This is a genomic window from Streptomyces sp. AN091965, assembly GCF_022698285.1.
Taxonomy (GTDB): domain Bacteria; phylum Actinomycetota; class Actinomycetes; order Streptomycetales; family Streptomycetaceae; genus Streptomyces.
Genome location: NZ_JALDMY010000001.1, coordinates 2,264,827 through 2,287,742 on the forward strand (window position 1 = coordinate 2,264,827; position 22,916 = coordinate 2,287,742).

Sequence of the window (22,916 nt, forward strand, 5' to 3'; positions counted from 1 at the left end):
ACAACCATAGTCCACATGAGACATTTCTGTCTCATGAGAGGCGTACGGGTCTTAGGGCCGGGGCGGAGCGGTGGTCTCTCAGTGCCAGGGCAGCGCGGCCCGCGTGCTCCAGTACGCGGCGGGCTCCTCGGCGAGGGCCTCGACGCGCTCCAGGTCCTGGGCGTCCAGGTCGACGGCCGCGGCGTGCAGGTTCGACACGAGCTGTACGGAGGTGGCGGCGCCGGAGAGCACGACGCCGGCCCACGGGCGGCGCAGGACCAGGGCGAGGGCGACCGCGTCGCAGCCGAGGCCGGTCCGCTCGGCGACGGCGCGCAGGGCGGCCGGGGCGTGCTCGCCCGCGAGGCGGCCGTTGGCCATGCCCTCCTTGACCAGGACGGTCAGACCCGCGTCGTGGGCCTCGGCGAGCGCGGGACCCGCCGAGGTCTCCAGGGCGTTGTAGGTCGCCTGCACGGTGTGGAAGAGCCGTTCGCCGCCGACGGTCACGTCCAGGGCGGCGCGGATCGCGGCGGCCTGCTGGGGGCCGCTCACGGACAGGCCGACGGTGACGCCCTCGGCGGCGAGGTCCGCGAGCCGGGCGTGCAGCTCCTTGTCGGTGAGCGCCGGGCTGTCCGGCGTGACCGAGTGGATCTGGTAGAGGTCGAGCCGCCCGCCGAGCAGCGCGGCGCTCTCGGCGCGCTGGCGGTCGTACGCGGTGACGCTGTGGTCCTTGACCTCGTGCGCGGTGGCGTCGGTGCGCCAGTCGGCCGTGTAGGTGTAGCCCCACTTGCTGCCGACGACGACGTCGTCGACATCGGGCCTGCTCGCCAGCCAGTCGGCGAGGAACTCCTCGGAGCGGCCGTAGGAGCGGGCCGCGTCGACGTACCGCACGCCGAGCGCGTAGGCGGCGTCGAGGAGTTCGAGCGCGCGCTCGCGCAGGGCCTCGACGCTGCGGGACGACGGCAGGTCGGCCTCGCGGCCCAGGGTGATGTAGCCGGGCCGGCCGACGGCGGCCAGGCCGAGGCCGATGTGGGCGGTCGGGGTGGTGGCTTCGGCCAGGCGGGCGAAGGGCATGTGGGGCTCCACGCTTCGGGGGTGGGACGCGGCGAGGGGAGTGCGCGGGTCGCGCACTCCCCTGCGTTCAACGTAACCCTCCCCGGGCGGGCGGGCCCTCGCGGGGCTCCCGCCGTCCCGGTCCGGCCCCGCGCGTCACACGGTCCGGGCCGTCGCCCACTGACGCTGGGCGGTCACGTCCTTCTTGATCTCGGCGAGCTGGGCGGCCACCGCCGAGGGCGCGGTGCCGCCGCGGCCGTCGCGGGAGGCGAGGGCGCCCGGCACGTTCAGCACGGTGCGGACCTCGGGGGTCAGATGCGGGGAGATCTTCGCGAACTGCTCGTCGGTGAGCTGGTCGAGCTCGATGCCGTGGGCCTCGCACTCCTTGACGCACTCCCCCGCGACCTCGTGCGCGACGCGGAACGGCACGCCCTGCTTGACCAGCCACTCGGCGATGTCCGTGGCGAGCGAGAACCCGGCGGGGGCCAGCTCCTCCATGCGCTCGCGGTGGACCGTGAGCGTCGCCATCATGCCGGTGAAGGCGGGCAGCAGGACCTCCAGCTGGTCGCAGGAGTCGAAGACGGGCTCCTTGTCCTCCTGGAGGTCGCGGTTGTACGCGAGCGGGAGCGCCTTGAGGGTGGCCATGAGGCCGGTGAGGTTGCCGATGAGGCGGCCGGACTTGCCCCGGGCCAGCTCGGCGATGTCCGGGTTCTTCTTCTGCGGCATGATCGACGAGCCGGTGGAGAAGGCGTCGTGGAGCGTGACGAAGGAGAACTCCTTCGTGTTCCAGATGATGACCTCCTCGGCGATCCGGGAGAGGTTCACGCCGATCATCGCGGTGATGAAGGCGAACTCGGCGACGAAGTCGCGCGAGGCCGTGCCGTCGATGGAGTTGGCGGCCGAGCCGCGCTCGAAGCCGAGGTCCGCGGCCACCGCCTCCGGGTCGAGGCCGAGCGACTGCCCGGCCAGGGCCCCGGATCCGTACGCCGACACCGCGGCCCGGCCGTCCCACTGCCGCAGCCGCTCGGCGTCCCGCGCCAGTGACTGGGCGTGCGCGAGGACGTGGTGGGCGAAGAGCACCGGCTGGGCGTGCTGGAGGTGGGTGCGGCCCGGCATGGCGACGTCCGGGTGGGCCTCGGCGAGGCCGATCAGCGCCTCCTGGAGGTCGGTGATCAGTCCGCCGACGATCCGGGCGTGGTCCCGCAGGTACATCCGGAAGAGCGTGACCACCTGGTCGTTGCGGGAGCGGCCGGCGCGCAGCTTGCCGCCGAGGTCCGGGCCGAGCCGTTCGAGGAGGCCCCGCTCCAGGGCGGTGTGCACGTCCTCGTCGGCGACGGTGCCCACGAACGCGCCGGACGCCACGTCCGCTTCGAGCCGGTCGAGCCCGGCGATCATGCGGACCAGCTCGTCCTCGGTGAGCAGCCCGGCCCGGTGCAGCACGCGCGCGTGCGCTCGGGAGCCCGCGATGTCGTACGGCGCGAGGCGCCAGTCGAAGTGCACGGAGGCCGAAAGCCGGGCCAGGGCCTCTGCCGGGCCGTCGGCGAACCGTCCGCCCCAGAGCCGGACGTCGCCGCTGTTGCTGCTCACTGCACGTACTCCTTGAAGAAGGTGGTGATGTGCGTCCGCCTCCCCGGCGCCGCGCGCTTCGGGGAGGCGGACCTCACGCTACTGCTCGGGGCCTCAGGCCAGGTCGCGCTTGGCGGCGATCTTCGACGACAGGGCGAAGATGTCGATGAAGCCCTGGGCCTTCGACTGGTCGAAGGTGTCGCCCGTGTCGTACGTCGCGAGGTTGAAGTCGTACAGCGACTGCTCGGACTTGCGGCCGGTGACGACGGCGCGGCCGCCGTGCAGGGTCATCCGGATGTCGCCGCTGACGTGCTGGTTGGCCTCGTTGATGAAGCCGTCCAGGGCCCGCTTGAGCGGGGAGAACCACAGGCCGTCGTAGACCAGCTCGCCCCAGCGCTGCTCGACCTGCCGCTTGTAGCGGGCGAGCTCCCGCTCGACCGTCACGTTCTCCAGCTCCTGGTGGGCGGTGATCAGCGCGATCGCGCCCGGGGCCTCGTACACCTCACGGGACTTGATGCCGACGAGCCGGTCCTCGACCATGTCGATCCGGCCGATGCCCTGGGCGCCCGCCCGCTCGTTGAGCTGCTGGATCGCCTGGAGGACCGTGACGGGCCTGCCGTCGATGGCGACCGGGACGCCCTCCTTGAAGGTGAGGACGACCTCGTCGGCCTCGCGGGGGGTCGCGGGGTTGGAGGTGTACTCGTAGACGTCCTCGATCGGCGCGTTCCAGATGTCCTCCAGGAAGCCCGTCTCGACGGCCCGTCCGAAGACGTTCTGGTCGATGGAGTACGGCGACTTCTTGCTGGTCGCGATCGGCAGGCCCTTGTCCTCGCAGAAGGCGATGGCCTTGTCCCGCGTCATCGCGTAGTCCCGCACGGGGGCGATGCACTTCAGGTCCGGGCCGAGCGCCTGGATGCCGGCCTCGAACCGCACCTGGTCGTTGCCCTTGCCGGTGCAGCCGTGGGCCACGATGCCCGCGCCGTGCTTGTTCGCGGCGGCCACCAGGTGCTTGACGATGGTCGGCCGGGAGAGGGCGGAGACCAGCGGATACCGGTCCATGTAGAGGGCGTTGGCCTTGATCGCCGGGAGGCAGTACTCGTCGGCGAACTCGTCCTTGGCGTCCGCGACCTCGGCCTCGACGGCACCGCAGGCGAGCGCGCGCTTGCGGATCACGTCCAGGTCCTCGCCGCCCTGGCCGACGTCCACGGCGACGGCGATGACCTCGGCGCCCGTCTCCTCGGCGATCCAGCCGATGGCGACGGAGGTGTCCAGGCCGCCCGAGTAGGCGAGTACGACGCGCTCGGTCACGGGTTTCTCCTCACAGTGCATTCGCTCGCTCAGTGCATTCACTGATATGCATGAGTATGCACTGCGTCGTATGTTTCGTCAATCCAGGACGCGCACGGCCGCCGCCCACCCCTCACAACTCCGCCCGACGGTCCAGGACACCCGTCCGCACCGAACGAGACGCGTGTAGCGACCACATACCGAGACGGGGTTGCGCGCCGACGGCCGCCGGACGTTGCATCACCGGGTGCCGACCGAACAGACAACTCCCAGCTCCGCGGGGCCCGCCGGGGCCCCGAGCGGTACCGACCGGGCCGCGCGCCGGGCCGTCACCGTCTTTCCCGTCCTGGTGCTCGCCGCGGGCGCCGTGGGGCTCGCGGCGCCGGACGCCTTCGCGGGCTGGAAGCCGGGCGTGCCGTACCTGCTCGGTGTGGTGATGTTCTGCATGGGCCTGACGATGACCCCGGCCGACTTCCAGGGGGTCGCGCGCCGCCCCTGGGCCGTGGCCCTCGGCCTCGTCGCGCACTACGTGATCATGCCGGGGCTCGGCTGGCTGGTCGCCCACGCCCTGGACCTGTCACCGCAGTTGGCGGCCGGGGTGATCCTGGTCGGGTGCGCGCCCAGCGGCACGGCGTCGAACGTCGTGACCTATCTGGCGCGCGGCGACGTCGCCCTCTCGGTGTCGGTCGCCACCGTCTCCACGATGGTCGCGCCGCTCGTCACACCGCCGCTGACCCTGCTGCTCGCGGGCGAGTACCTGCCGGTGGACACCGGCTCGATGGTGACGGACATCCTCAAGACGGTCCTGTTGCCCGTCGTCGCGGGCCTGCTGGTGCGGCTGTTCCTCGGCCGGTACGTGGACCGGGCGCTCGGCGCGCTGCCGTGGCTGTCCGCCGCCACCATCGCCGTCATCGTGGCGGTGGTCGTCGCGGGCAGCGCGGCGGCCATCAAGTCGGCCGCCGCGCTCGTGCTGCTCGCGGTGGTGCTGCACAACGGGCTCGGCCTCGCCCTCGGCTACGGCGCGGGCCGCCTGGCCCGGCTCGGGGCGCCCGCGTCACGCGCGATGGCCTTCGAGGTGGGCATGCAGAACTCGGGCCTGGCCGCGTCCCTGGCCACCGCCCACTTCAGCCCGCTGGCGGCCCTGCCCGCGGCGGTCTTCTCGGTCTGGCACAACGTGTCGGGCTCACTGGTGGCGGCGTGGATGGCCCACAGGGACAAGGCGGGCCGAGCCCCTTCCGACCCGTCCGGCGATTGAGGACGGGGCCGCAGGCCGATCGACCCGCGCCAAGACCAGGGCCGGGCCTCAGTGTTCGTTCGAGGCGAGCCGCAGCAGGTGGTCCGCCAAGGCCTGGCCCCCCGTCGCATCCCTGCTGATCAGCATCACCGTGTCGTCGCCCGCGATCGTGCCCAGGATGTCGTGCAGCTCGGCCTGGTCGATCGCGGAGGCCAGGAACTGGGCCGCTCCCGGCGGAGTGCGCAGCACCACGAGGTTGGCGGAGGCCTCGGCGGAGATGAGGAGCTCGCCGGACAGGCGCCGCATCCGCTCCTCCTTCGCCGACTCGCCGAGCGGGGCGCGCGGGGTGCGGAAGCCGCCCTCGCTCGGCACGGCGTAGATGAGGTCGCCCTCGGCGTTGCGGATCTTGACGGCGTTCAGCTCGTCGAGGTCGCGCGAGAGGGTCGCCTGGGTGACGCTCAGGCCGTCGTCGGCCAGGAGCTTGGCCAGCTGGCTCTGCGAGCGCACCGGCTGCCGGTTGAGGATGTCGACGATCCTGCGGTGGCGTGCGGTGCGGGTCTGCGGCACCGCGGGCCCGGCGGACTCCCCTCGCTCGTTGTGCTGCGCATGGCTCATCGTCGTCTCATTCTCCGGATCGTCCGTCCCCGCTCGCCGCGGCCGCGGCCTGGTCGAGGACGCCGGGCAGGGCCCGGAGGAAGGCGTCCACCTCGGTGTCGCCCACGTTCAGGGCGGGCATGAGCCGTACGACATCGGGGGCGGGCGCGTTGACCAGGAAGCCGGCGTCCTGAGCCGCCCGCTGCACCTGCGCGGCCAGCGGCTCGGTGAGCACCATACCCAGCAGGAGGCCCGCGCCCCTGACATGGTCGACCACGCCGTGCCCCGCTGACTCGATTCCGTCCCGGAGCCGCTCGCCCGCGCGCTTGGTGCGGTCGAGCAGCCCCTCGGCGGCGATCGTGTCGAGCACGGCGAGTCCGGCGGCGCAGGCGACGGGGTTGCCGCCGAAGGTCGTGCCGTGCTGGCCCGGCCGCAGCAGGTCCGCGGCCTCGCCGAAGGCGACGGTGGCGCCGAGCGGCAGACCGCCGCCGAGCCCCTTGGCGAGGGTGACGACGTCGGGGAGCACGTCCTCGTCCGCGAAGTGCGCGAACCAGTGGCCCGTACGTCCGACGCCGGTCTGCACCTCGTCGAGGACGAGGAGCGTGCCGGTGGCGCGGGTGATCTCACGGGCGGCCTTCAGATATCCGGCGGGCGGCACGACGACGCCGTTCTCGCCCTGGACCGGCTCGATGATCACGAAGGCCGTGTCCTCGGTGACCGCGGCCCGCAGGGCGTCGACGTCTCCGTACGGTACGTGCGTCACGTCCCCGGGCAACGGCAGGAACGGCTGCTGCTTGCCGGGCTGGCCGGTGAGGGCGAGCGCGCCCATCGTGCGGCCGTGGAAGCCGCCGTCGGTGGCGACCATGTGCGGCCGGCCCGTCAGGCGGCCGATCTTGAAGGCGCCCTCGTTGGCCTCCGCGCCGGAGTTGCAGAAGTACACGCGGCCGTCGCGGCCGAAGAGCTGGAGCAGCCGCTCGGCGAGCGCGACGGGCGGCTCGGCGACGAAGAGGTTCGAGACGTGGCCGAGCGCGGCGATCTGCCGGGAGACGGCGTCCACCACGGCCGGGTGCCCGTGGCCGAGCGCGTTCACCGCGATGCCGCCGACGAAGTCGACGTACTCCCTGCCGTCCGCGTCCCAGAGCCTGCTGCCCGCGCCGCGCACCAGGGGCAGGCGCGGCGTGCCGTAGTTGTCCATGAGCGCGCCCTGCCAGCGCTCGGTCAGGGACTGGTTGGCGTCGGTGGACGGGGTGGCGGCGGTCATGCCGTGGCTCCCTCGGTCAGCTCGTCGGGCACGACCATCGTGCCGATTCCTTCATCCGTGAAAATCTCAAGCAGGATCGAGTGCTGGACCCGGCCGTCGATGACCCGGGCCGTCTGCACGCCGTTGCGCACCGCGTGCAGGCAGCCCTTCATCTTGGGCACCATGCCGCTGGACAACTCGGGAAGGAGCTTCTCCAGCTCGGCGGCGGTGAGGCGGCTGATCACCTCGTCGCTGCGCGGCCAGTCCTCGTAGAGGCCCTCGACGTCGGTGAGGACCATCAGCGTCTCGGCACCAAGCGCCGCAGCGAGTGCCGCAGCCGCCGTATCAGCATTGACGTTGTAGACATGCCCGGTGTCACCTTCGTCCTGGGAGCGGGCGATCGAGGAGACCACCGGGATGCGGCCGTCGGCGAGCAGCGCCTCGATGGCGCCGGTGTCGATGCCGGTGACCTCGCCGACCCGCCCGATGTCGACGGGCTCGCCGTTGATCAGCGGGCGGTGCCGGGTCGCGGTGATGGTGTGCGCGTCCTCGCCGGTCAGCCCCACGGCCAGCGGGCCGTGCTCGTTGAGCAGCCCCACGAGCTCCCGCTGCACCTGCCCGGCGAGGACCATGCGGACGACGTCCATGGCCTCGGGCGTCGTGACGCGCAGGCCCGCCTTGAACTCGCTGACCAGGCCCTGCTTGTCGAGCTGGGCGCTGATCTGCGGGCCGCCACCGTGCACCACGACGGGGCGCAGGCCCGCGTGGTGCAGGAAGACGACGTCCTGGGCGAAGGCCGCCTTGAGGTCGGCGTCCACCATGGCGTTGCCGCCGAACTTGATGACGACGGTCTTGCCGCGGTGCCGGGTCAGCCAGGGCAGCGCCTCGATGAGGGTCTGCGCCTTGGGCAGAGCGGTGTGCTTGCGGGTGCTCATGGGGTGTTCAGGGTCCTCGGGTTCAGGACGGGCCGCCCGGGGCGGGACCGTGCGGTCCCGCCGGGCTCAGGACGAGTAGGCGCTGTTCTCGTGGACGTAGTCGGCGGTGAGGTCGTTGGCCCAGATGACGGCGGACTCGGCGCCCGCGGCCAGGTCGGCGGTGATCCGCACCTCGCGGTAGCGCATGTCGACGAGGTCGCGGTCCTCGCCCACCGAGCCGTTCCGGCAGACCCAGACGTCGTTGATGGCGACGTTCAGCCGGTCGGGCTCGAAGACCGCGCCGGTGGTGCCGATGGCGGACAGGACGCGGCCCCAGTTGGGGTCCTCGCCGTGGAGGGCGCACTTGAGGAGGTTGTTGCGGGCGATGGAGCGGCCCACCTCGACGGCGTCGTCCTCGCTCGCGGCGTTGACCACCTCGATGCGGATGTCCTTGCTGGCACCCTCGGCGTCGCCGATCAGCTGCCGGGCGAGGTCGTCGCAGACCGTGCGGACGGCCTCGGCGAACTCCGCCTGCCCCGGGGTGACCTCGGCGGCGCCGGAGGCCAGGAGCAGCACGGTGTCGTTGGTGGACATGCAGCCGTCGGAGTCGACCCGGTCGAAGGTGAGCCGGGTCGCCTCGCGCAGCGCCTTGTCCAGGTCGGCGGCGGGCAGGTCGGCGTCGGTGGTGAGGACGACCAGCATGGTGGCGAGGCCGGGGGCGAGCATGCCCGCGCCCTTGGCCATGCCGCCGACGGTCCAGCCCGCGCCCTCGAAGACGGCCGTCTTGTGCACGCTGTCGGTCGTCTTGATGGCGATGGCGGCCTTCTCGCCGCCGTGCGGGGACAGGGCGGCCGCGGCCGCCCCGACGCCCGGCAGGAGCTTGTCCATGGGCAGCGTGACGCCGATGAGGCCGGTGGAGGCGACGGCGACCTCGGCCGCGTTCACCCCGAGCACCTCGGCCGCCTTCTCCGCGGTGGCGTGCGTGTCCTGGAAGCCCTGGGGGCCCGTGCAGGCGTTGGCACCGCCCGAGTTGAGGACGACCGCGGCCACCTGCCCGCCCTTGAGGACCTGCTCGGACCAGAGCACGGGGGCGGCCTTCACGCGGTTGGAGGTGAAGACGCCCGCGGCGGCCAGGCGGGGCCCGCTGTTGACCACGAGGGCCAGGTCCGGGTTGCCGTTCTCCTTGATCCCGGCGGCGATACCCGCCGCCTGGAACCCCTTGGCTGCCGTGACACTCACTGCATCTCCTTGTTCGCTTCTCCGCCCACGCAGCGCAGAGGCGCGGGATTCATGGTCCGGTGCGGCTGAGTGGCTGCGCGCGCGTCGCTCACGGCGCGACCCCGATCGTCGAGAGCCCGAGCTCCTCGGGGAGCCCCAGGGCGATGTTCATGCTCTGCACCGCGCCGCCCGCGGTGCCCTTGCTGAGGTTGTCGATGGCGCTGATCACGATCACGCGGCCGGAGCCCGGGTCGTGGGCGACCTGGACGTGCACGGCGTTGGAGCCGTAGACGGATGCCGTGGCGGGCCACTGGCCCTCCGGGAGCAGCCGCACGAACGGCTCGTCGGCGAACGCCTTCTCGTACGCGGCGCGCACGCTCTCCGCGGTGACGCCCGGCCTGGCCTTGGCGCTGCACGTGGCGAGGATGCCGCGCGGCATGGGGGCGAGGGTGGGCGTGAAGGAGACGGACACGCGGGTGCCCGCCGCCGCGCTGAGGTTCTGGATCATCTCGGGGGTGTGCCGGTGCACGCCGCCCACGCCGTACGGCGACATGGAGCCCATGACCTCGGAGCCGAGGAGGTGGGGCTTGGCCGCCTTGCCCGCCCCCGAGGTGCCGGAGGCCGCGACGATCACCGCCTCGTCCTCCACGAGCCCCGCCGCGTACGCCGGGAACAGCGCGAGCGAGACCGCCGTCGGGTAGCAGCCGGGCACCGCGATGCGCTTGGTCCCCTCCAGGGCGGCGCGGCCGCCCGGCAGCTCCGGCAGGCCGTACGGCCAGGTGCCCGCGTGCTCGCTGCCGTAGAACCTCTCCCAGTCCGCGGCGTCCTTGAGGCGGAAGTCCGCGCCCATGTCCACCACGAGCACGTCCGGGCCGAGCTGCTCGGCGACCGCGGCGGACTGGCCGTGCGGCAGCGCGAGGAAGACGACGTCGTGCCCGGCGAGGGACTCGGCGGTGGTCGGCGCGAGGACGCGCTCGGCGAGCGGCGTCAGGTGCGGCTGGAGGGCGCCGAGCGGCTGGCCCGCGTTCGAGTTCGCGGTGAGGGTGCCGATCTCGACCTCGGGGTGCGTGAGCAGCGTGCGCAGCAGTTCCCCGCCCGCGTATCCGCTCGCCCCCGCCACCGCAGCGCGTACCGTCATGACTCCTCCTCGTGAATGGCATGAATATACAATGTCTTGCAGATCTATGCAATGGAGATCTTGTGCCGCCCCGCCTCCCGGGCGGCACCGGTGTCCGGTGGCCAAGACACGACCGCCCCGGTCGGCGGTTGCCGACCGGGGCGAGCGGTGCTTGCCTCATGACACCTGGCAGGCGGGCGCCGTTACGCGAGCGACGCGATGGCCTCGTTGAACGTGGCCGACGGGCGCATGACGGCCGCGGCCTTGGCGGCGTCCGGCTGGTAGTAGCCGCCGATGTCGGCCGGGGAGCCCTGGACGGCGAGCAGCTCGTCCACGATGCGCTGCTCCTGCTCGGTCAGCGTCTTGGCGAGCGGGCCGAAGGCCTCGGCGAGCTGGGCGTCGTCGGTCTGCTTGGCCAGCTCCTGGGCCCAGTACAGGGACAGGTAGAAGTGGCTGCCGCGGTTGTCGATGCCGCCCAGCCTGCGGCTCGGCGACTTGTCCTCCTCCAGGAAGGAGGCCGTGGCGCGGTCCAGGGTGTCGGCGAGGACCTGGGCGCGGGCGTTGCCCGTGGTCTGCGCCAGGTGCTCGAAGGAGACCGCGAGCGCGAGGAACTCACCGAGGCTGTCCCAGCGCAGGTAGTTCTCCTTGACCAGCTGCTGGACGTGCTTCGGGGCCGAGCCGCCGGCGCCGGTCTCGAACAGGCCGCCGCCGTTCATCAGCGGCACCACCGAGAGCATCTTGGCGCTGGTGCCGAGCTCCAGGATCGGGAACAGGTCGGTCAGGTAGTCACGCAGCACGTTGCCGGTGACGGAGATCGTGTTGAGGCCCTGGCGGATGCGCTCCACCGACAGCTTGGTGGCCTCGACCGGGGACAGGATCTTCAGGTCCAGGCCCTCGGTGTCGAACTCCGGCAGGTACGCCCGGACCTTGGCGATCAGGTTGGCGTCGTGCGCGCGGGTCTCGTCCAGCCAGAACACGGCCGGGTCGCCGGTGGCGCGGGCGCGGCTGACGGCCAGCTTCACCCAGTCCTTGATCGGCGCGTCCTTGGTCTGGCAGGCGCGGAAGATGTCGCCCTCGGAGACCGGCTGCTCGATGAGGACGGTGCCCTCGGCGTCGACCAGGCGGACCGTGCCGGCGGCGGCGATCTCGAAGGTCTTGTCGTGGGAGCCGTACTCCTCGGCCTTCTGCGCCATCAGGCCGACGTTCGGGACCGAGCCCATGGTGGCCGGGTCGTAGGCGCCGTGGGCGCGGCAGTCGTCGATGGCGACCTGGTAGACGCCCGCGTAGGAGGAGTCCGGGATGACGGCGAGGGTGTCGGCCTCGGCGCCGTCCTTGTCCCACATGTGGCCCGAGGTGCGGATCATGGCCGGCATCGAGGCGTCGACGATGACGTCGGACGGCACGTGCAGGTTGGTGATGCCGCGGTCGGAGTCGACCATCGCCAGGTCCGGGCCCTCGGCCAGCTCGGCCTCGAAGGACGCCTTGATCTCGGCGCCGTTCGCCAGCGCCTCCAGGCCCTTGTAGATGCCGCCGAGGCCGTCGTTCGGGCTCAGGCCCGCGGCCGCGAGGTCGGCGCCGAAGGCCGCGAAGGTCTTCGGGAAGAAGGCGCGCACGACGTGGCCGAAGACGATCGGGTCGGAGACCTTCATCATCGTCGCCTTGAGGTGCACGGAGAACAGCACGCCGTCGGCCTTGGCGCGGGCGACCTGGGCGGTCAGGAACTCGCGCAGCGCGGCCACGCGCATCACGGAGGCGTCGACGACCTCGCCCTGAAGGACCGGGACGGACTCGCGCAGGACGGTGGTGGAGCCGTCGGCGGCGACCAGCTCGATCTTGAGCGCACCGGCCTTCTCGATCACCACGGACTTCTCCGTCGACCGGAAGTCGTTCTCACCCATGGTGGCGACGTTGGTTTTGGAGTCGGCCGTCCAGGCGCCCATGCGGTGCGGGTGCGCCTTGGCGTAGTTCTTGACCGACGCGGGGGCGCGGCGGTCGGAGTTGCCCTCGCGCAGGACCGGGTTGACCGCGGAGCCCTTGACCTTGTCGTAGCGGGCGCGGATGTCGCGCTCCTCGTCGGTCTTGGGGTCGTCCGGGTAGTCCGGCAGCGCGTAACCCTGCTCCTGCAGCTCGGCCACGGCGGCCTTGAGCTGCGGGATCGACGCCGAGATGTTCGGCAGCTTGATGATGTTGGCCTGCGGCGTCTTGGCCAGCTCGCCGAGCTCGGCCAGCGCGTCCTCGATGCGCTGGCTCGGCTCCAGGCGCTCCGGGAAGCTCGCGATGATCCGGCCCGCCAGGGAGATGTCACGGGTCTCGACGCGGACACCGGCCGTCGAGGCGTACGCCTGGATCACGGGCAGGAACGAATGCGTCGCGAGGGCGGGGGCCTCGTCAGTGTGTGTGTAGATGATGGTCGAGTCAGTCACCGGGTGCTCCGCTCCACGTCTGCAACATTGCTCGACATCAAGATATCTCGTGGGCGCGCCGGTCCCGACAGGGCCCTGGCCGAGCGGCGGATACCGGACACGTACGGGGCCGGGTCAGCGGGGCCCCGACCGGTCAGCGGGGCGGGGCCGGGGCCCAGACCCCCGCCGCCGTGCCCTCGCGCACGTGCTTCTCGTACGCCATGACCTTGCCGTGGATGATCTCCAGGGCGGCGTCGAGTTCCGCCCTGCGCGCGCGGACGGCGCGCTCGTGCTCCTGGAGCAGGGCGAGCCGCTCCGGCTCGTTGCCCGGCCCCGAGCGGACGAGGCCGGCGAAGCGCTTGAGGGTCGCGATCGGCATCCCGGACTCGCGCAGCCGGTTGCACAGCAGGAGCCACTCCACGTCGGCGGGCTCGTACACGCGCCGCCCGCCGCCGGTGCGCGGGACGGGCCGCAGGAACAGCTCCTCGCGCTCGAAGAACCGCAGCGCGTGCACGCTGAGCCCGGTCTCCTCGGCGACCTGCCCGATGGACTTCCCCTCGGCGCGCTGCGCCACCTTCGACCTCCGCGTGCGCTCGGCTTGATCCGGATCACGGTCCGCGGCCCCGGTCACCGTCCTCGATCCGGACCGCAGTCCTTGATCCGGATCCCAGTCCTTGATCTAGATCGCAGTCTAGGTCCTAGCGTTCCCGCCATGACGACCAAGACAGCAGAGCAGCGCAGGATCGGTTCCGGGCACGGCGCGGGGAGCACCGCCGACGACGTACTGAAAGGCATCTCCCTGGAGGGCAGGACCGCGATCGTCACCGGCGGCTACTCCGGCCTCGGTCTGGCGACGACCCGGGCGCTGGCCCGCGCCGGTGCCCGGGTGCTCGTCCCCGCGCGCAGGCCCCGGGCGGCCGCCGCGGCCCTCGACGGCGTGCCCGGCACCGAGGTGGCCGCCCTGGACCTCGCCGACCTGGACAGCGTGCGCGCCTTCGCCGACCGGATCCTGGACGCCGGGCACGCCGTCGACCTGCTGATCGCGGGCGCGGGCATCATGGCCTGCCCCGAGACCCGGGTGGGACCCGGCTGGGAGGCACACTTCGCGGTCAACCACTTGGGCCACTACGCCCTGGTCAACCGGCTCGCCCCGGCGCTTGCCCCGGGGCGGGCCCGGGTCGTGGCGGTGGCCTCCTCGGGGCACTTCCTGTCCGGTGTCCGCTGGCAGGACCCGCACTTCCGCGAGGGCTACGACCGCTGGCTGGCGTACGCGCAGTCGAAGACCGCCAACGCGCTGTTCGCCCTGCACCTGGACCGGCTCGCCGGGCCCGGGGGGCCGCGCGCCTTCGCCGTGCACCCGGGCAGCGTCCTCACCCCGCTGCAACGGCACGTGCCGCGCGAGGAGCAGCTCGCCCAGGGCTGGTTCGGCCCCGACGGCACTCCGGCGGAGGGCTTCAAGTCCCCGGCGCAGGGCGCGGCGACGGCCGTGTGGGCCGCCACCTCGCCGCTGCTCGCGGACCACGGCGGTGCCTACTGCCAGGACTGCGACGTCGCCGAGCCCGCCACCACCGACGACATGCTGATCGGCGGGGTGAAGCCGTGGGTCAGGGAGCCGGCGGCGGCGGCCCGGCTGTGGGAACTGTCCGCCGAGCTCACCGGCGTGGACCACTTCGGGTGGCGCGCGCCGTCGGGCACGTGACGTCCTCGCGCGGCAGGCCGCCCCCGCCCAAGTAGGCGTTCACGGCCCGGTCGGCGCACGGCACCGGGTCGAGTCCCTCGACCGCGCGGCCGTAGACGCCGTGGCCTCGGATGTCCGCCGTGACCATGCGGGAGCCGCGCAGCGCCCGGTGCATGGCGAGCGCGTCGCGGTACGGGGTGTGGTCGCGCCGGGCCTGGAGCAGCAGGACGGGCACGTCGTTGCCGATGGTGACGGCGGGCTCGCGCGGCGGCTGGGGGAAGTACGCGCAGGGCGCGGTCATGCCGTTCACGAAGGGCCCGAAGACGGGCTCGGTGGCACGGCTGCGCTGGCTGTTCCTCCAGTACGTCGCCGGTGAGCCGGGCCAGCCACCGGCGGGCCAGCCGCCGTCGCCGCACATGAAGAGCACGCCCCCGAGCATGCCGTCCGCGAGCTCGGGCGACTTCAACAGCGCAATCATGCGGGCGAGTTCGGGCCCCGGTTCGACGGGCCGGCCCTGCGAGGCGGCGACCAGGTCCCGGACGACGGCCGCCGCCGTCGGGTCGTTCTCGCCCTGGACGAGGGGCTGTTTGAGGATCATCCGCAGCAGCGGCGCGTTCAGGCGCAGCCCGTCGACGCGCGGCGGCCGCCGCTCGGCGCGGGCGAGCAGCGCCTCCACCTGTCGGCGGACCGCGGCGGCCGTGCGGCCCAGGTGGTAGGTGCCGTCGCGGCGGGCCGTCCACGCGCCCCACTCGTCCAGGGCCGCCTCGGCGGGCTTGCCGGAGCGCTGGAACTGCTCGTACTGCGTGGCGGCCGGGTCGGTGACGGAGTCGACGACGAAGCGGTCCACGCGGCGCGGGAACAGCTGCGCGTAGGTGGCCCCCAGGTCGGCGCCGTACGACACGCCGTAGTACGACAGGCGGCGCTCGCCGAGGGCCGCGCGGATCACGTCCATGTCGCGGGCGACGTTGCGCGAGGAGGCGTGCGGAAGGAGCCGGGCGTTGTCGCCGCGCGCGTGGCAGCGGCGGGCGTCCTCGCGGGCGGCGGCGAGTGCCTCCTCGAAGTCCCTGCGCGGCGTGGTGCTCGGTCCCGGATCGGCGGGCTTGCGGGCCGGGTCGCAGGTCAGTGGGCTGCTCTCGCCGAGGAAGCGCGGGTCGAAGCCGATGAGGTCATAGGCGCCCGCCACCCGCTCCAGGGCCGGGCGCAGGGCGAGGGTGTAGGCGAGGCCGGTGCCGCCGGGCCCGCCCGGGTTGGACAGCAGGACGCCGCGCCGCCGGTCCGCCGGGACCTCGGCCTCGATGCGGGAGACCGCGATGCGCAGGGTGCGGCCTCCGGGGTCGGCGTAGTCGAGCGGCACGGTGACGTGGGCGCACCGGGCACCCGCCGCCCGCAGCTCCTTCTGCGCGGGCGAGCAGACGCCCCAGGTCAGGTGCTGGTTCTCGTACGCGGCGAGGGCGGCTCCGGCCATGGGGCGCGGCGCCCCGGCGGCGGACACGCCGCCCGCGAGCAGGACGGCGAGCCCGAGGCCCGCCGTGGTGAGGGTGACGGCACGCATGACGCTCCGGGGTGTGGCGAGGAGGGGCAGGACGGTCCGCGAACGCCGATCACGCTACGAACGCGCGCCCCCGACCACCATCCGGCCGGCCCCAGCGCCGGCCCTGTGGCCACCCGGAGCGGCCGCGGGGGTGCGGGCCCCACCCGGGCGGCGCTTGCGTTGGAGCGCGCTCCAACTCCTACTGTCACGGCCGTGATCACCGCACCGCGGGGATCCGCGCAGACCACCGCACCACCTGGAGGTACGACATGACCGGCCTGCCCACCCGCACGCTCGGCGCGCTCACCGTCTCGGCCCAGGGACTCGGCTGCATGGGAATGAGCCACGGCTACGGCACGTCGGACGACGCCCAGTCGATCGCCACGCTGCACCGCGCCCTCGACCTCGGCGTCACCCTGTTCGACACCGCCGACTACTACGGCGCCGGGCACAACGAGGAGCTGCTCGGCCGCGCCCTGTCCGGAGCGCGCCGCGAGCGGGCCGTGATCGCCACGAAGTTCGGCTTCGCCAACCGGCTCGGCGAGCCCCCGCTGATCCGCGGCGACGCCGCGTACGTGCGGCAGGCCTGCGACGCCTCGCTCGCCCGGCTCGGCGTCGACCACATCGACCTGTACTACCAGCACCGCGTCGACCCGGACGTGCCGATCGAGGAGACCGTCGGCGCGATGGCCGACCTGGTCGCGGCGGGCAAGGTGCGCCACCTCGGCCTGTCCGAGGCGAGCGCGCGGACGATCCGGCGCGCGCACGCCGTGCACCCCATCGCGGCGCTGCAGAGCGAGTGGTCGCTGTGGACCCGCGACCTGGAGGAGGAGACGGCGCCGGTGTGCCGGGAGCTGGGCATCGGCCTCGTGCCGTTCTCGCCGCTCGGCCGCGGCTTCCTGACGGGCCGGGTCACCTCGGTCGCGGACCTGGAGGCGAACGACGTGCGCCGCTCGCAGCCGCGCTTCGCCGACGGCAATCTGGAGCGCAACCTCGCCATCGTCGACACCCTGACCGCGCTCGCCGCCGAGAAGGGCGTCACGGCGGGCCAGCTCGCCCTGGCCTGGGTGCAACACCGGGGCGCCGACGTCGTGCCGATCCCGGGCACGCGCCGCGAGACGTATCTGCGGGAGAACCTCGCGGCCGCCACGATCGAGCTGTCCGCCGACGACCTCGCCGCGATCGACGCGGCGGCCCCCGCGGACGGCGTCGCGGGGACGCGGTACGACGCGGTGAGCCTCACCGTCGTCGACCGCTAGAGCGGCAGACCGGCCGGGCGGGGCCGGGCGCGGGCCGCGTACGCTGCGGACATGCCCTTCCCCGTGCCCGACGCCCTCGCCCATCTCGCCGGTGAGTGGCGCGTGGAGCGGACCGTACGGGACTTCGCCGCGGGCGCGGACGGACCGGTGGAGGGCCGCTTCAGCGGCACGACCCGGTTCACGCCGCTGACCGGTGCGGCCGCGCGGGGCGGCGGTCTGCTGCACCACGAGTCCGGCACGTTCACCTGGCGCGGCACCCCGCGCCCCGCCGAGCGCACCCTGCGCTTCCTGCCGGGCGAGCCCGCGGGCACCGTGCTCGTACACTTCGCCGACGGGCGCTTCTTCCACGGCCTGGACCTGCGCACCGGCCGCCACACCGCCGACCACCCGTGCGCGGCGGACCTCTACCGGGGCGACTTCACGGTGGCCGACGCGGATTCCTGGCGGACGTGCTGGCGGGTCCGGGGCCCGGCCAAGGACCTGCTCCTGACGACGGACTACGCCCGGGTGCACGGCTGATCCCGGGCGGCCCGCGGGCCGCCCGGGAGGCTCAGGCCGTCACCTCGTCGCACGCCCGGGAGAGGCGGCGGACGCCTTCGGCGATCTCGGCCGTGCCCGCGAGGGCGGCGAAGCTCAGCCGGATGTGCGCCGCCGGGGGCTCCGCCGCGAAGTAGGGGCGCCCGGGGGCGACCGCGACCCCGGCACGCGACGCGGCCACCGCCAGGGCGAGTTCGTCGGTGCCGTCGGGAAGCCGCAGCCACAGGTGGTAGCCGCCCGCGGGCACGTGCGGCAGGGCGAGCGCGGGGAGCCGCAGCCGCAGCGCGGCCACCAGCGCGTCCCTGCGCTCCTTCAACTCCCCCGCCACGGCCCGCAGATGGCGGGGCCAGGCCGGGGAGCCGACGAGTTCGAGCGCGGCCTCCTGCAGCGGCCTCGGCACGAAGAAGTGGTCGACGACCTGGATGGTGCGCAGCCGCTCCAGGACGGGGCCGCGCGCGACGAGCGCGCTGACCCGGAAGCTCGGCGAGGTGGCCTTGGTGAGCGAGCACACGTGCACGACGACGCCGTCCCGGTCCTCGGACGCCAGGGGCCTCGGCAGCGGCCCCACGTCCTCGTGCACGAGGCGGCGCACGAAGTCGTCCTCGACGACGAACGCCCCGGCGGCGCGGGCGATCCGCAGCACCTCGGGGCGGCGCTCGGCGGACAGCACGGCGCCGGTGGGGTTCTGGAACAGCGGCTGGCAGACGAACACCCGCGCCCCGGTCGCCTCGAACGCGGCGGCGAGCAGGTCGGGGCGCACTCCGTCGGTGTCCACCGGCACCGGCACCGGCCGCAGCCCGGCGGCGCGCGCGATGGCGAGCAGCCCCGGGTACGTGGGCGATTCGATGAGCACCGGCGCGCCGGGCGGGGCGAGCGCCCGCAGCGCGGTCGTCAGGGCGCTCTGCCCGCCCGCGGTGATCAGGACCTCGGCCGCGGTGATCGCGCCGCCGATGCCGCGCGCGAACCACTCGCGCAGCTCGGGCAGGCCCTCGACCGGGGGCCGCTCCCAGGCGCCGGGGCGCCGCCCGGCCCGCGCCAGGGCGGCGGCCATCGCGCGCTCGGGCTGGAGCGAGGGGTGCAGATAACCGCCGTTGAACTCGATGACGCCCGGCCCCGGCGCGGCGAGCGTGGCGAGCACCCCGGAGGCGTCCACCGAGCGCGGCACGACGTCGGCCGTGGCGTCGGCGCTCAGCGACACCTCCTGCCACGAGGTGTCGCCCACCGGGACGGCGGCGCCCGGCGCCTGTGCCCGGAAGGCACCGGCGCCGGGCCGGGTGACGACCAGGCCTTCGGCGGCGAGCTGCGCGAGGGCGCGCGACACGGTCACCGGGCTCACCCGGAACCGCTCGACCAGGGCCCGACTGGAGGGCAGCTTTCCACCTGGAGAGTAGCGGTCCAGCTCATTTCGTAGCTGATACGCCAACTCACCCACACTGCTACGCTGTTGCATGACAGCACAGGATAGCGCTACTGAACGACGGCGGATAGCGGTCCCGACCCCCACCTCCCCGGCGGACCGGCCCGCCACCGGCCGCCCCGCGACGGAAACCACGGCGACCCGGGCGACCGCGACCGAGCGGCCCCTGGCCCCGCAGGCGGCTCCCGTGTCCCGGCGCGTCGGCACGCTTCAGGCCGCCCTCGGCGTCACCGCGTTCTCGCTCACGTTCCCCTCCACCGCCTGGGGCCTCGAAGGGATCGGCCCGTGGAGCTTCGTCGCCCTGCGCTGTGTGCTGAGCGCCCTCGTCGCGGGCGGCTGTCTGCTCGCGCTGCGCGTGCCGCTGCCCCGGCGCGCCGACTGGCCCGGCCTCGCCGTCGTCGCGGCCGGCACGGTGATCGGCTTCCCCCTGCTCACGACGCTCGCCCTGCAGACGTCGAGCACCGCGCACGCGGCCGTCGTCGTCGGACTGCTGCCCCTGACCACGGCCGTGTTCTCCGTGCTGCGCACCGGCGCCCGGCCCTCGCGCGCCTTCTGGGCGGCGGCGCTCGCGGGCGCCGCCGCCGTGGTCGGGTTCACGGTCCAGCAGAGCGGCGGCGCCCTGACGACCGCCGATCTGTATCTGTTCGGCGCGCTGGTGGTCTGCGCCGCCGGCTACACCGAGGGCGGCCGACTGGCCGGGCACATGCCGGGCTGGCAGGTCATCGGCTGGGCGCTCGTCCTGTGCCTGCCGCTCGGCGTCCTCTGGGCGGCGCTCGCCCTGCCGCACGAGACGTTCGAGCTCACCGCGCACAGCACGGCGGGCCTGCTGTACGCGGCGATCGGCTCGCAGTTCCTCGGCCTGCTCGTCTGGTACCGGGGCATGGCCGTGATCGGCATCCCCAAGGCCAGCCAGCTCCAGCTCGCCCAGCCCCTGCTCACGCTCGTCTGGTCGGTGTTCCTGCTCGGCGAGGCGCTGACCCCGGCCGCGCCGCTCACGGCCGTCGCCGTCCTGGTGTGCATCGCCGCCACCCAACGGGCGCGCGGGTAGGCGCCAACCGGGGCCACCGGTCGTACACTGTCCGCCACGCACCGCCACCAACAGCGACGCGGACGAGGAGGTCACTCCCCATGCAAGCATCCGTGGGCGACCGGCTGCTGATCCACGGCAGGATCGTGGGACAGCACGACCGGAATGCGGAAGTCATCGAGGTCCTCGGAGCGGACGGCGGCCCGCCGTACCGCGTGCGGTTCGAGGACGGTCACGAGACAGTGATGTCCCCGGGCCCCGACACGGTCGTGCGCCCCTTCGCCGCCAACGACTAGCCGCACGCCCCTGCGGCCCGCGGCCGCTAGGGGGCGGGGTACGCGTAGTGGTCGTCGACGACGCGCTGCATCGCGCCGATCCTGTCGGCGACCACGTGCTTCGCCGAGTAGAACACGTGCCCGCGCACCCGCGGGAAGCCCTTCGCGTACGTGAGGTGGCGGGACAGCTCGGTCGGGTCCTGCCAGGGCGCGGGCTGCGCGGGGTCGCCCGCCTTGTACAGCGCCTCCCCCACGTACAGGCGCACGCCCGTCCCCCGGGCGACCTCGTCCCACCAGGGCACCAGCTTCGCGTAGTCGGCGGCGGGCAGGCCGATGTGCCAGTAGAGCTGCGGACAGATGTAGTCCAGCCAGCGCTTGCGCACCCAGCCGCGGGTGTCGGCGTACAGGTCGTCGTAGGTCTGCACGCCCGCCCGCGTGTCCGATCCGGTGGGGTCGGTGGCCGCGTTGCGCCAGACGCCGAAGGGGCTGATCCCGAACTGCGTGCCCGGGCGGACCTTCTTGATCCTGGTGCCCATCTCGCGCACCAGGCGGTCGATGTTGTCCCGGCGCCACGCGGCCCGGTCGGGGAAGGCGCCGCCGTAGCGCGCGAAGGCGGCGTCGTCGTCGAAGACCTGACCCGCCACCGGATACGGGTAGAAGTAGTCGTCCCAGTGCACGGCGTCGAGGCGGTAGCGGCGCACCGCGTCGAGCATCGCCTGCTGCACGAACCGCCGCACCTCGGGCAGGCCGGGGTTGTAGAACAGCTTCCCGCCGTACGGCACCACCCACTCGGGATGCACGCGCGCGGGGTGGGTCGGCACGAGCCGGGCGGGGTCGGCGTGCATGGCGATCCGGAACGGGTTGAACCAGGCGTGCAGCTCCAGGCCGCGGTAGTGCGCCTCGCGCACGGCCGTGCCCAGCGGGTCCCAGCCCGGGTCCTTGCCCTGGGTGCCGGTGAGGTACTCCGACCACGGCTCGTAGGTGGAGGGCCAGAACGCGTCGGCCGTCGGGCGCACCTGGAGGACCACCGCGTTCAGCCTGCGGCGCACCGCCTCGTCGAGGTAGGCGATCAGCTCCGCGCGCTGCTGCTCCGGTGTCAGGCCCGGCTTGGAGGGCCAGTCGATGTTCACCACCGTGGCCACCCACATGCCCCGCATCTCGCGTCCCCTGTGTCTGGGGCCCGCCCCCGCGGCCGCGTCCCCGGCTGTCGCGAGCCCCGCGGCCACCGATGCCGCCGCCACGGTGAAGGCCCGACGTGACATACGCCTCATGTTCCCGTCCCCTGATTCTCGAAATCCCCGGACAAGCCCTGGCCGTTCGGGGACAGCATGCCCGACCCGGGCGGCCGCGCACCGCGACGCGCGGAGTAACGTTCACCGGCGAGGCAGGGACCGGTACCGCACGGGGGACCTGCCGCCCCTGTAGATGAGCGAAAGGCACGAGGTGACCGACTCTATGGCCGACATTGCGCGCGTCGGAGTGGTGGGCTGTGGCCAGATGGGCGCCGGGATCGCAGAGGTCTGCGCCCGCTCCGGCCTGGACGTGAAGGTCGCGGAGACCACCGGAGAGGCCCTGGAGATCGGCCGCACGCGGCTGTACAACTCCCTGTCCAAGGCGGCCGAGCGCGGCAAGATCTCGGAGGAGGAGCGGGACGAGACCATCGCGCGGCTCAGCTTCACCACGGATCTGGGCGAATTCGCCGACCGCGACCTCGTCATCGAGGCCGTCGTGGAGAACGAGCAGGTCAAGACCGAGATCTTCCAGGTGCTCGACCAGGTGGTGACGCGGCAGGACGCGATCCTCGCCTCCAACACCTCCTCCATCCCCCTGGTGAAGCTGGCCGTGGCCACCTCCCGGCCCGACCAGGTCATCGGCATCCACTTCTTCAACCCGGCCCCCGTGCAGCAGCTCGTCGAGCTGATTCCGGCCCTGACCACGTCGGAGGGCACGCTCAGCCGGGCGCAGCTGTTCACGGAGAAGGTGCTCGGCAAGCACGCCATCCGCGCCCAGGACCGTTCCGGGTTCGTCGTGAACGCGCTCCTCATCCCGTATCTGCTCTCCGCGATCCGGATGTTCGAGTCGGGCATCGCCAGCCGCGAGGACATCGACAACGGCATGGAGATGGGCTGCGCCCACCCGATGGGCCCGCTCAAGCTGGCCGACCTCATCGGCCTCGACACGGTCGCCTCGGTCGCCGACTCGATGTACACCGAGTACAAGGAGCCCCTGTACGCCGCTCCCCCGCTCCTCCAGCGCATGGTCGACGCGGGCCGCCTCGGCCGCAAGTCGGGCTCGGGCTTCTACCCGTACGACTGACCCGCGTCCGGCCCGCCCGGCGCACGGGTGGGTGCTCGCGGGATCTGGATCGGTGGGCTCCGGTAGCGGCTACGCTGCGTTGCTGAATTCAAGTCAATTTCCGGCCAGTTCACGGGCCCGGCACTCGCTGAGTGCCGGGCCCGTGTCATTCACACACCGTGTGCGCGGTGGGCTCGCATATGCCCTGCGCACACTCTCCCGCCGCGACGACCAGGCGAGTTGACTTTCCGCTGCGTACAGGGGGGATGTGACCCACAACTGAGAGGAGCGGAGTC

20 protein-coding genes are annotated in these 22,916 nt (G+C 73.2%); 7 read left to right on the plus strand and 13 right to left on the minus strand.

What is annotated here, in order from left to right:
* Positions 1–78 precede the first annotated feature (78 nt).
* The 3 genes from MQV74_RS09145 to MQV74_RS09155 form a co-directional block, all read right to left on the minus strand.
* On the minus strand, positions 79–1,050 hold the full coding sequence (locus MQV74_RS09145; RefSeq protein ID WP_242715653.1) for an aldo/keto reductase: 972 nt from the start codon (positions 1,048–1,050) through the stop codon (positions 79–81).
* Between the two features lie 135 nt (positions 1,051–1,185).
* A complete protein-coding gene (gene argH, locus MQV74_RS09150) occupies positions 1,186–2,616 on the minus strand; it encodes an argininosuccinate lyase (protein WP_242715655.1) in 1,431 nt (476 codons plus the stop codon).
* 93 nt (positions 2,617–2,709) lie between these two features.
* Positions 2,710–3,903 (minus strand): argininosuccinate synthase, encoded by a 1,194-nt coding sequence (locus MQV74_RS09155; protein WP_138958637.1) that lies wholly within the window; start codon positions 3,901–3,903, stop codon positions 2,710–2,712.
* 226 nt (positions 3,904–4,129) lie between these two features.
* Here MQV74_RS09155 and MQV74_RS09160 point away from each other — a divergent pair, with 226 nt between their 5' ends.
* A complete protein-coding gene (locus tag MQV74_RS09160; RefSeq protein ID WP_242715657.1) occupies positions 4,130–5,137 on the plus strand; it encodes a bile acid:sodium symporter family protein in 1,008 nt (335 codons plus the stop codon).
* 48 nt (positions 5,138–5,185) lie between these two features.
* Here MQV74_RS09160 and MQV74_RS09165 read toward each other — a convergent pair whose 3' ends face one another.
* The 7 genes from MQV74_RS09165 to MQV74_RS09195 form a co-directional block, all read right to left on the minus strand.
* Positions 5,186–5,731, minus strand: a complete 546-nt coding sequence (locus tag MQV74_RS09165) for an arginine repressor (protein WP_242715659.1) — start codon at positions 5,729–5,731, stop codon at positions 5,186–5,188.
* Positions 5,732–5,738: 7 nt separating this feature from the next.
* Positions 5,739–6,971 carry an acetylornithine transaminase gene (locus tag MQV74_RS09170; RefSeq protein ID WP_242715661.1) on the minus strand — a complete coding sequence of 411 codons (1,233 nt, stop codon included), beginning with the start codon at positions 6,969–6,971 and terminating at the stop codon, positions 5,739–5,741.
* Positions 6,968–7,885 carry an acetylglutamate kinase gene (gene argB / locus MQV74_RS09175; RefSeq protein ID WP_242715663.1) on the minus strand — a complete coding sequence of 306 codons (918 nt, stop codon included), beginning with the start codon at positions 7,883–7,885 and terminating at the stop codon, positions 6,968–6,970. Before argB ends, MQV74_RS09170 begins: the two co-directional genes overlap by 4 nt.
* 66 nt (positions 7,886–7,951) lie before the next feature.
* Positions 7,952–9,103 (minus strand): bifunctional glutamate N-acetyltransferase/amino-acid acetyltransferase ArgJ, encoded by a 1,152-nt coding sequence (gene argJ, locus MQV74_RS09180; protein ID WP_242715665.1) that lies wholly within the window; start codon positions 9,101–9,103, stop codon positions 7,952–7,954.
* An 88-nt stretch (positions 9,104–9,191) separates the two neighbouring features.
* Complete coding sequence (argC, locus tag MQV74_RS09185) at positions 9,192–10,220, minus strand: N-acetyl-gamma-glutamyl-phosphate reductase (protein WP_242715667.1); 1,029 nt, start codon at positions 10,218–10,220, stop codon at positions 9,192–9,194.
* Between the two features lie 182 nt (positions 10,221–10,402).
* Complete coding sequence (locus MQV74_RS09190; RefSeq protein WP_242715669.1) at positions 10,403–12,622, minus strand: NADP-dependent isocitrate dehydrogenase; 2,220 nt, start codon at positions 12,620–12,622, stop codon at positions 10,403–10,405.
* Between the two features lie 133 nt (positions 12,623–12,755).
* Entirely contained in the window at positions 12,756–13,175 is a 420-nt protein-coding gene (locus tag MQV74_RS09195; protein WP_242715671.1) for a MerR family transcriptional regulator, read from the minus strand.
* A gap of 138 nt (positions 13,176–13,313) precedes the next feature.
* Here MQV74_RS09195 and MQV74_RS09200 point away from each other — a divergent pair, with 138 nt between their 5' ends.
* On the plus strand, positions 13,314–14,300 hold the full coding sequence (locus tag MQV74_RS09200; RefSeq protein ID WP_242715673.1) for an oxidoreductase: 987 nt from the start codon (positions 13,314–13,316) through the stop codon (positions 14,298–14,300).
* On the opposite strand, the gene MQV74_RS09205 is transcribed toward MQV74_RS09200, so the two are convergent.
* The gene (locus MQV74_RS09205; RefSeq protein WP_242715675.1) at positions 14,254–15,831 is read right to left on the minus strand and encodes an alpha/beta hydrolase; all 1,578 of its coding nucleotides are present in this window, start codon (positions 15,829–15,831) and stop codon (positions 14,254–14,256) included. The genes MQV74_RS09200 and MQV74_RS09205 overlap by 47 nt on opposite strands.
* Before the next feature lie 248 nt (positions 15,832–16,079).
* Between MQV74_RS09205 and MQV74_RS09210 the strand changes: the two genes are divergently transcribed.
* Together MQV74_RS09210 and MQV74_RS09215 are read left to right on the plus strand one after the other, a co-directional pair.
* Complete coding sequence (locus tag MQV74_RS09210) at positions 16,080–17,069, plus strand: aldo/keto reductase (RefSeq protein ID WP_242715676.1); 990 nt, start codon at positions 16,080–16,082, stop codon at positions 17,067–17,069.
* Between the two features lie 51 nt (positions 17,070–17,120).
* Complete coding sequence (locus MQV74_RS09215; protein WP_242715678.1) at positions 17,121–17,588, plus strand: DUF6314 family protein; 468 nt, start codon at positions 17,121–17,123, stop codon at positions 17,586–17,588.
* 31 nt (positions 17,589–17,619) lie between these two features.
* Here the strand turns inward: MQV74_RS09215 and MQV74_RS09220 are convergent, their stop codons facing one another.
* Positions 17,620–19,056, minus strand: a complete 1,437-nt coding sequence (locus MQV74_RS09220; protein ID WP_242715680.1) for an aminotransferase-like domain-containing protein — start codon at positions 19,054–19,056, stop codon at positions 17,620–17,622.
* On the opposite strand from MQV74_RS09220, the gene MQV74_RS09225 reads away from it, so the two are divergent.
* Both MQV74_RS09225 and MQV74_RS09230 read left to right on the plus strand, forming a co-directional pair.
* Positions 19,055–20,071: a DMT family transporter gene (locus MQV74_RS09225; RefSeq protein WP_242715682.1), complete on the plus strand. Its 1,017-nt coding sequence runs from the start codon at positions 19,055–19,057 to the stop codon at positions 20,069–20,071. The genes MQV74_RS09220 and MQV74_RS09225 overlap by 2 nt on opposite strands.
* An 80-nt stretch (positions 20,072–20,151) precedes the next feature.
* A complete protein-coding gene (locus MQV74_RS09230) occupies positions 20,152–20,346 on the plus strand; it encodes a DUF1918 domain-containing protein (RefSeq protein WP_138958650.1) in 195 nt (64 codons plus the stop codon).
* A 26-nt stretch (positions 20,347–20,372) separates the two neighbouring features.
* Here MQV74_RS09230 and MQV74_RS09235 read toward each other — a convergent pair whose 3' ends face one another.
* Entirely contained in the window at positions 20,373–21,596 is a 1,224-nt protein-coding gene (locus MQV74_RS09235) for a glycoside hydrolase family 10 protein (RefSeq protein WP_242715684.1), read from the minus strand.
* 184 nt (positions 21,597–21,780) lie between these two features.
* Between MQV74_RS09235 and MQV74_RS09240 the strand changes: the two genes are divergently transcribed.
* Complete coding sequence (locus MQV74_RS09240; RefSeq protein ID WP_171075672.1) at positions 21,781–22,641, plus strand: 3-hydroxybutyryl-CoA dehydrogenase; 861 nt, start codon at positions 21,781–21,783, stop codon at positions 22,639–22,641.
* Positions 22,642–22,916: the final 275 nt, after the last annotated feature.

What these genes read in the sequence shown, in the direction of transcription:
- MQV74_RS09145 (WP_242715653.1), bottom strand. Translation starts at nt 1,050, where the DNA reads ATGCCCTTCGCCCGCCTGGCCGAAGCCACCACCCCGACCGCCCACATC.
- MQV74_RS09165 (WP_242715659.1), bottom strand. Translation starts at nt 5,731, where the DNA reads ATGAGCCATGCGCAGCACAACGAGCGAGGGGAGTCCGCCGGGCCCGCG.
- MQV74_RS09170 (WP_242715661.1), bottom strand. Translation starts at nt 6,971, where the DNA reads ATGACCGCCGCCACCCCGTCCACCGACGCCAACCAGTCCCTGACCGAG.
- argB (WP_242715663.1), bottom strand. Translation starts at nt 7,885, where the DNA reads ATGAGCACCCGCAAGCACACCGCTCTGCCCAAGGCGCAGACCCTCATC.
- argC (WP_242715667.1), bottom strand. Translation starts at nt 10,220, where the DNA reads ATGACGGTACGCGCTGCGGTGGCGGGGGCGAGCGGATACGCGGGCGGG.
- MQV74_RS09200 (WP_242715673.1), top strand. Translation starts at nt 13,314, where the DNA reads ATGACGACCAAGACAGCAGAGCAGCGCAGGATCGGTTCCGGGCACGGC.
- MQV74_RS09205 (WP_242715675.1), bottom strand. Translation starts at nt 15,831, where the DNA reads ATGCGTGCCGTCACCCTCACCACGGCGGGCCTCGGGCTCGCCGTCCTG.
- MQV74_RS09210 (WP_242715676.1), top strand. Translation starts at nt 16,080, where the DNA reads ATGACCGGCCTGCCCACCCGCACGCTCGGCGCGCTCACCGTCTCGGCC.
- MQV74_RS09215 (WP_242715678.1), top strand. Translation starts at nt 17,121, where the DNA reads ATGCCCTTCCCCGTGCCCGACGCCCTCGCCCATCTCGCCGGTGAGTGG.
- MQV74_RS09225 (WP_242715682.1), top strand. Translation starts at nt 19,055, where the DNA reads ATGACAGCACAGGATAGCGCTACTGAACGACGGCGGATAGCGGTCCCG.
- MQV74_RS09220 (WP_242715680.1), bottom strand. Translation starts at nt 19,056, where the DNA reads ATGCAACAGCGTAGCAGTGTGGGTGAGTTGGCGTATCAGCTACGAAAT.
- MQV74_RS09230 (WP_138958650.1), top strand. Translation starts at nt 20,152, where the DNA reads ATGCAAGCATCCGTGGGCGACCGGCTGCTGATCCACGGCAGGATCGTG.
- MQV74_RS09235 (WP_242715684.1), bottom strand. Translation starts at nt 21,596, where the DNA reads ATGAGGCGTATGTCACGTCGGGCCTTCACCGTGGCGGCGGCATCGGTG.
- MQV74_RS09240 (WP_171075672.1), top strand. Translation starts at nt 21,781, where the DNA reads ATGGCCGACATTGCGCGCGTCGGAGTGGTGGGCTGTGGCCAGATGGGC.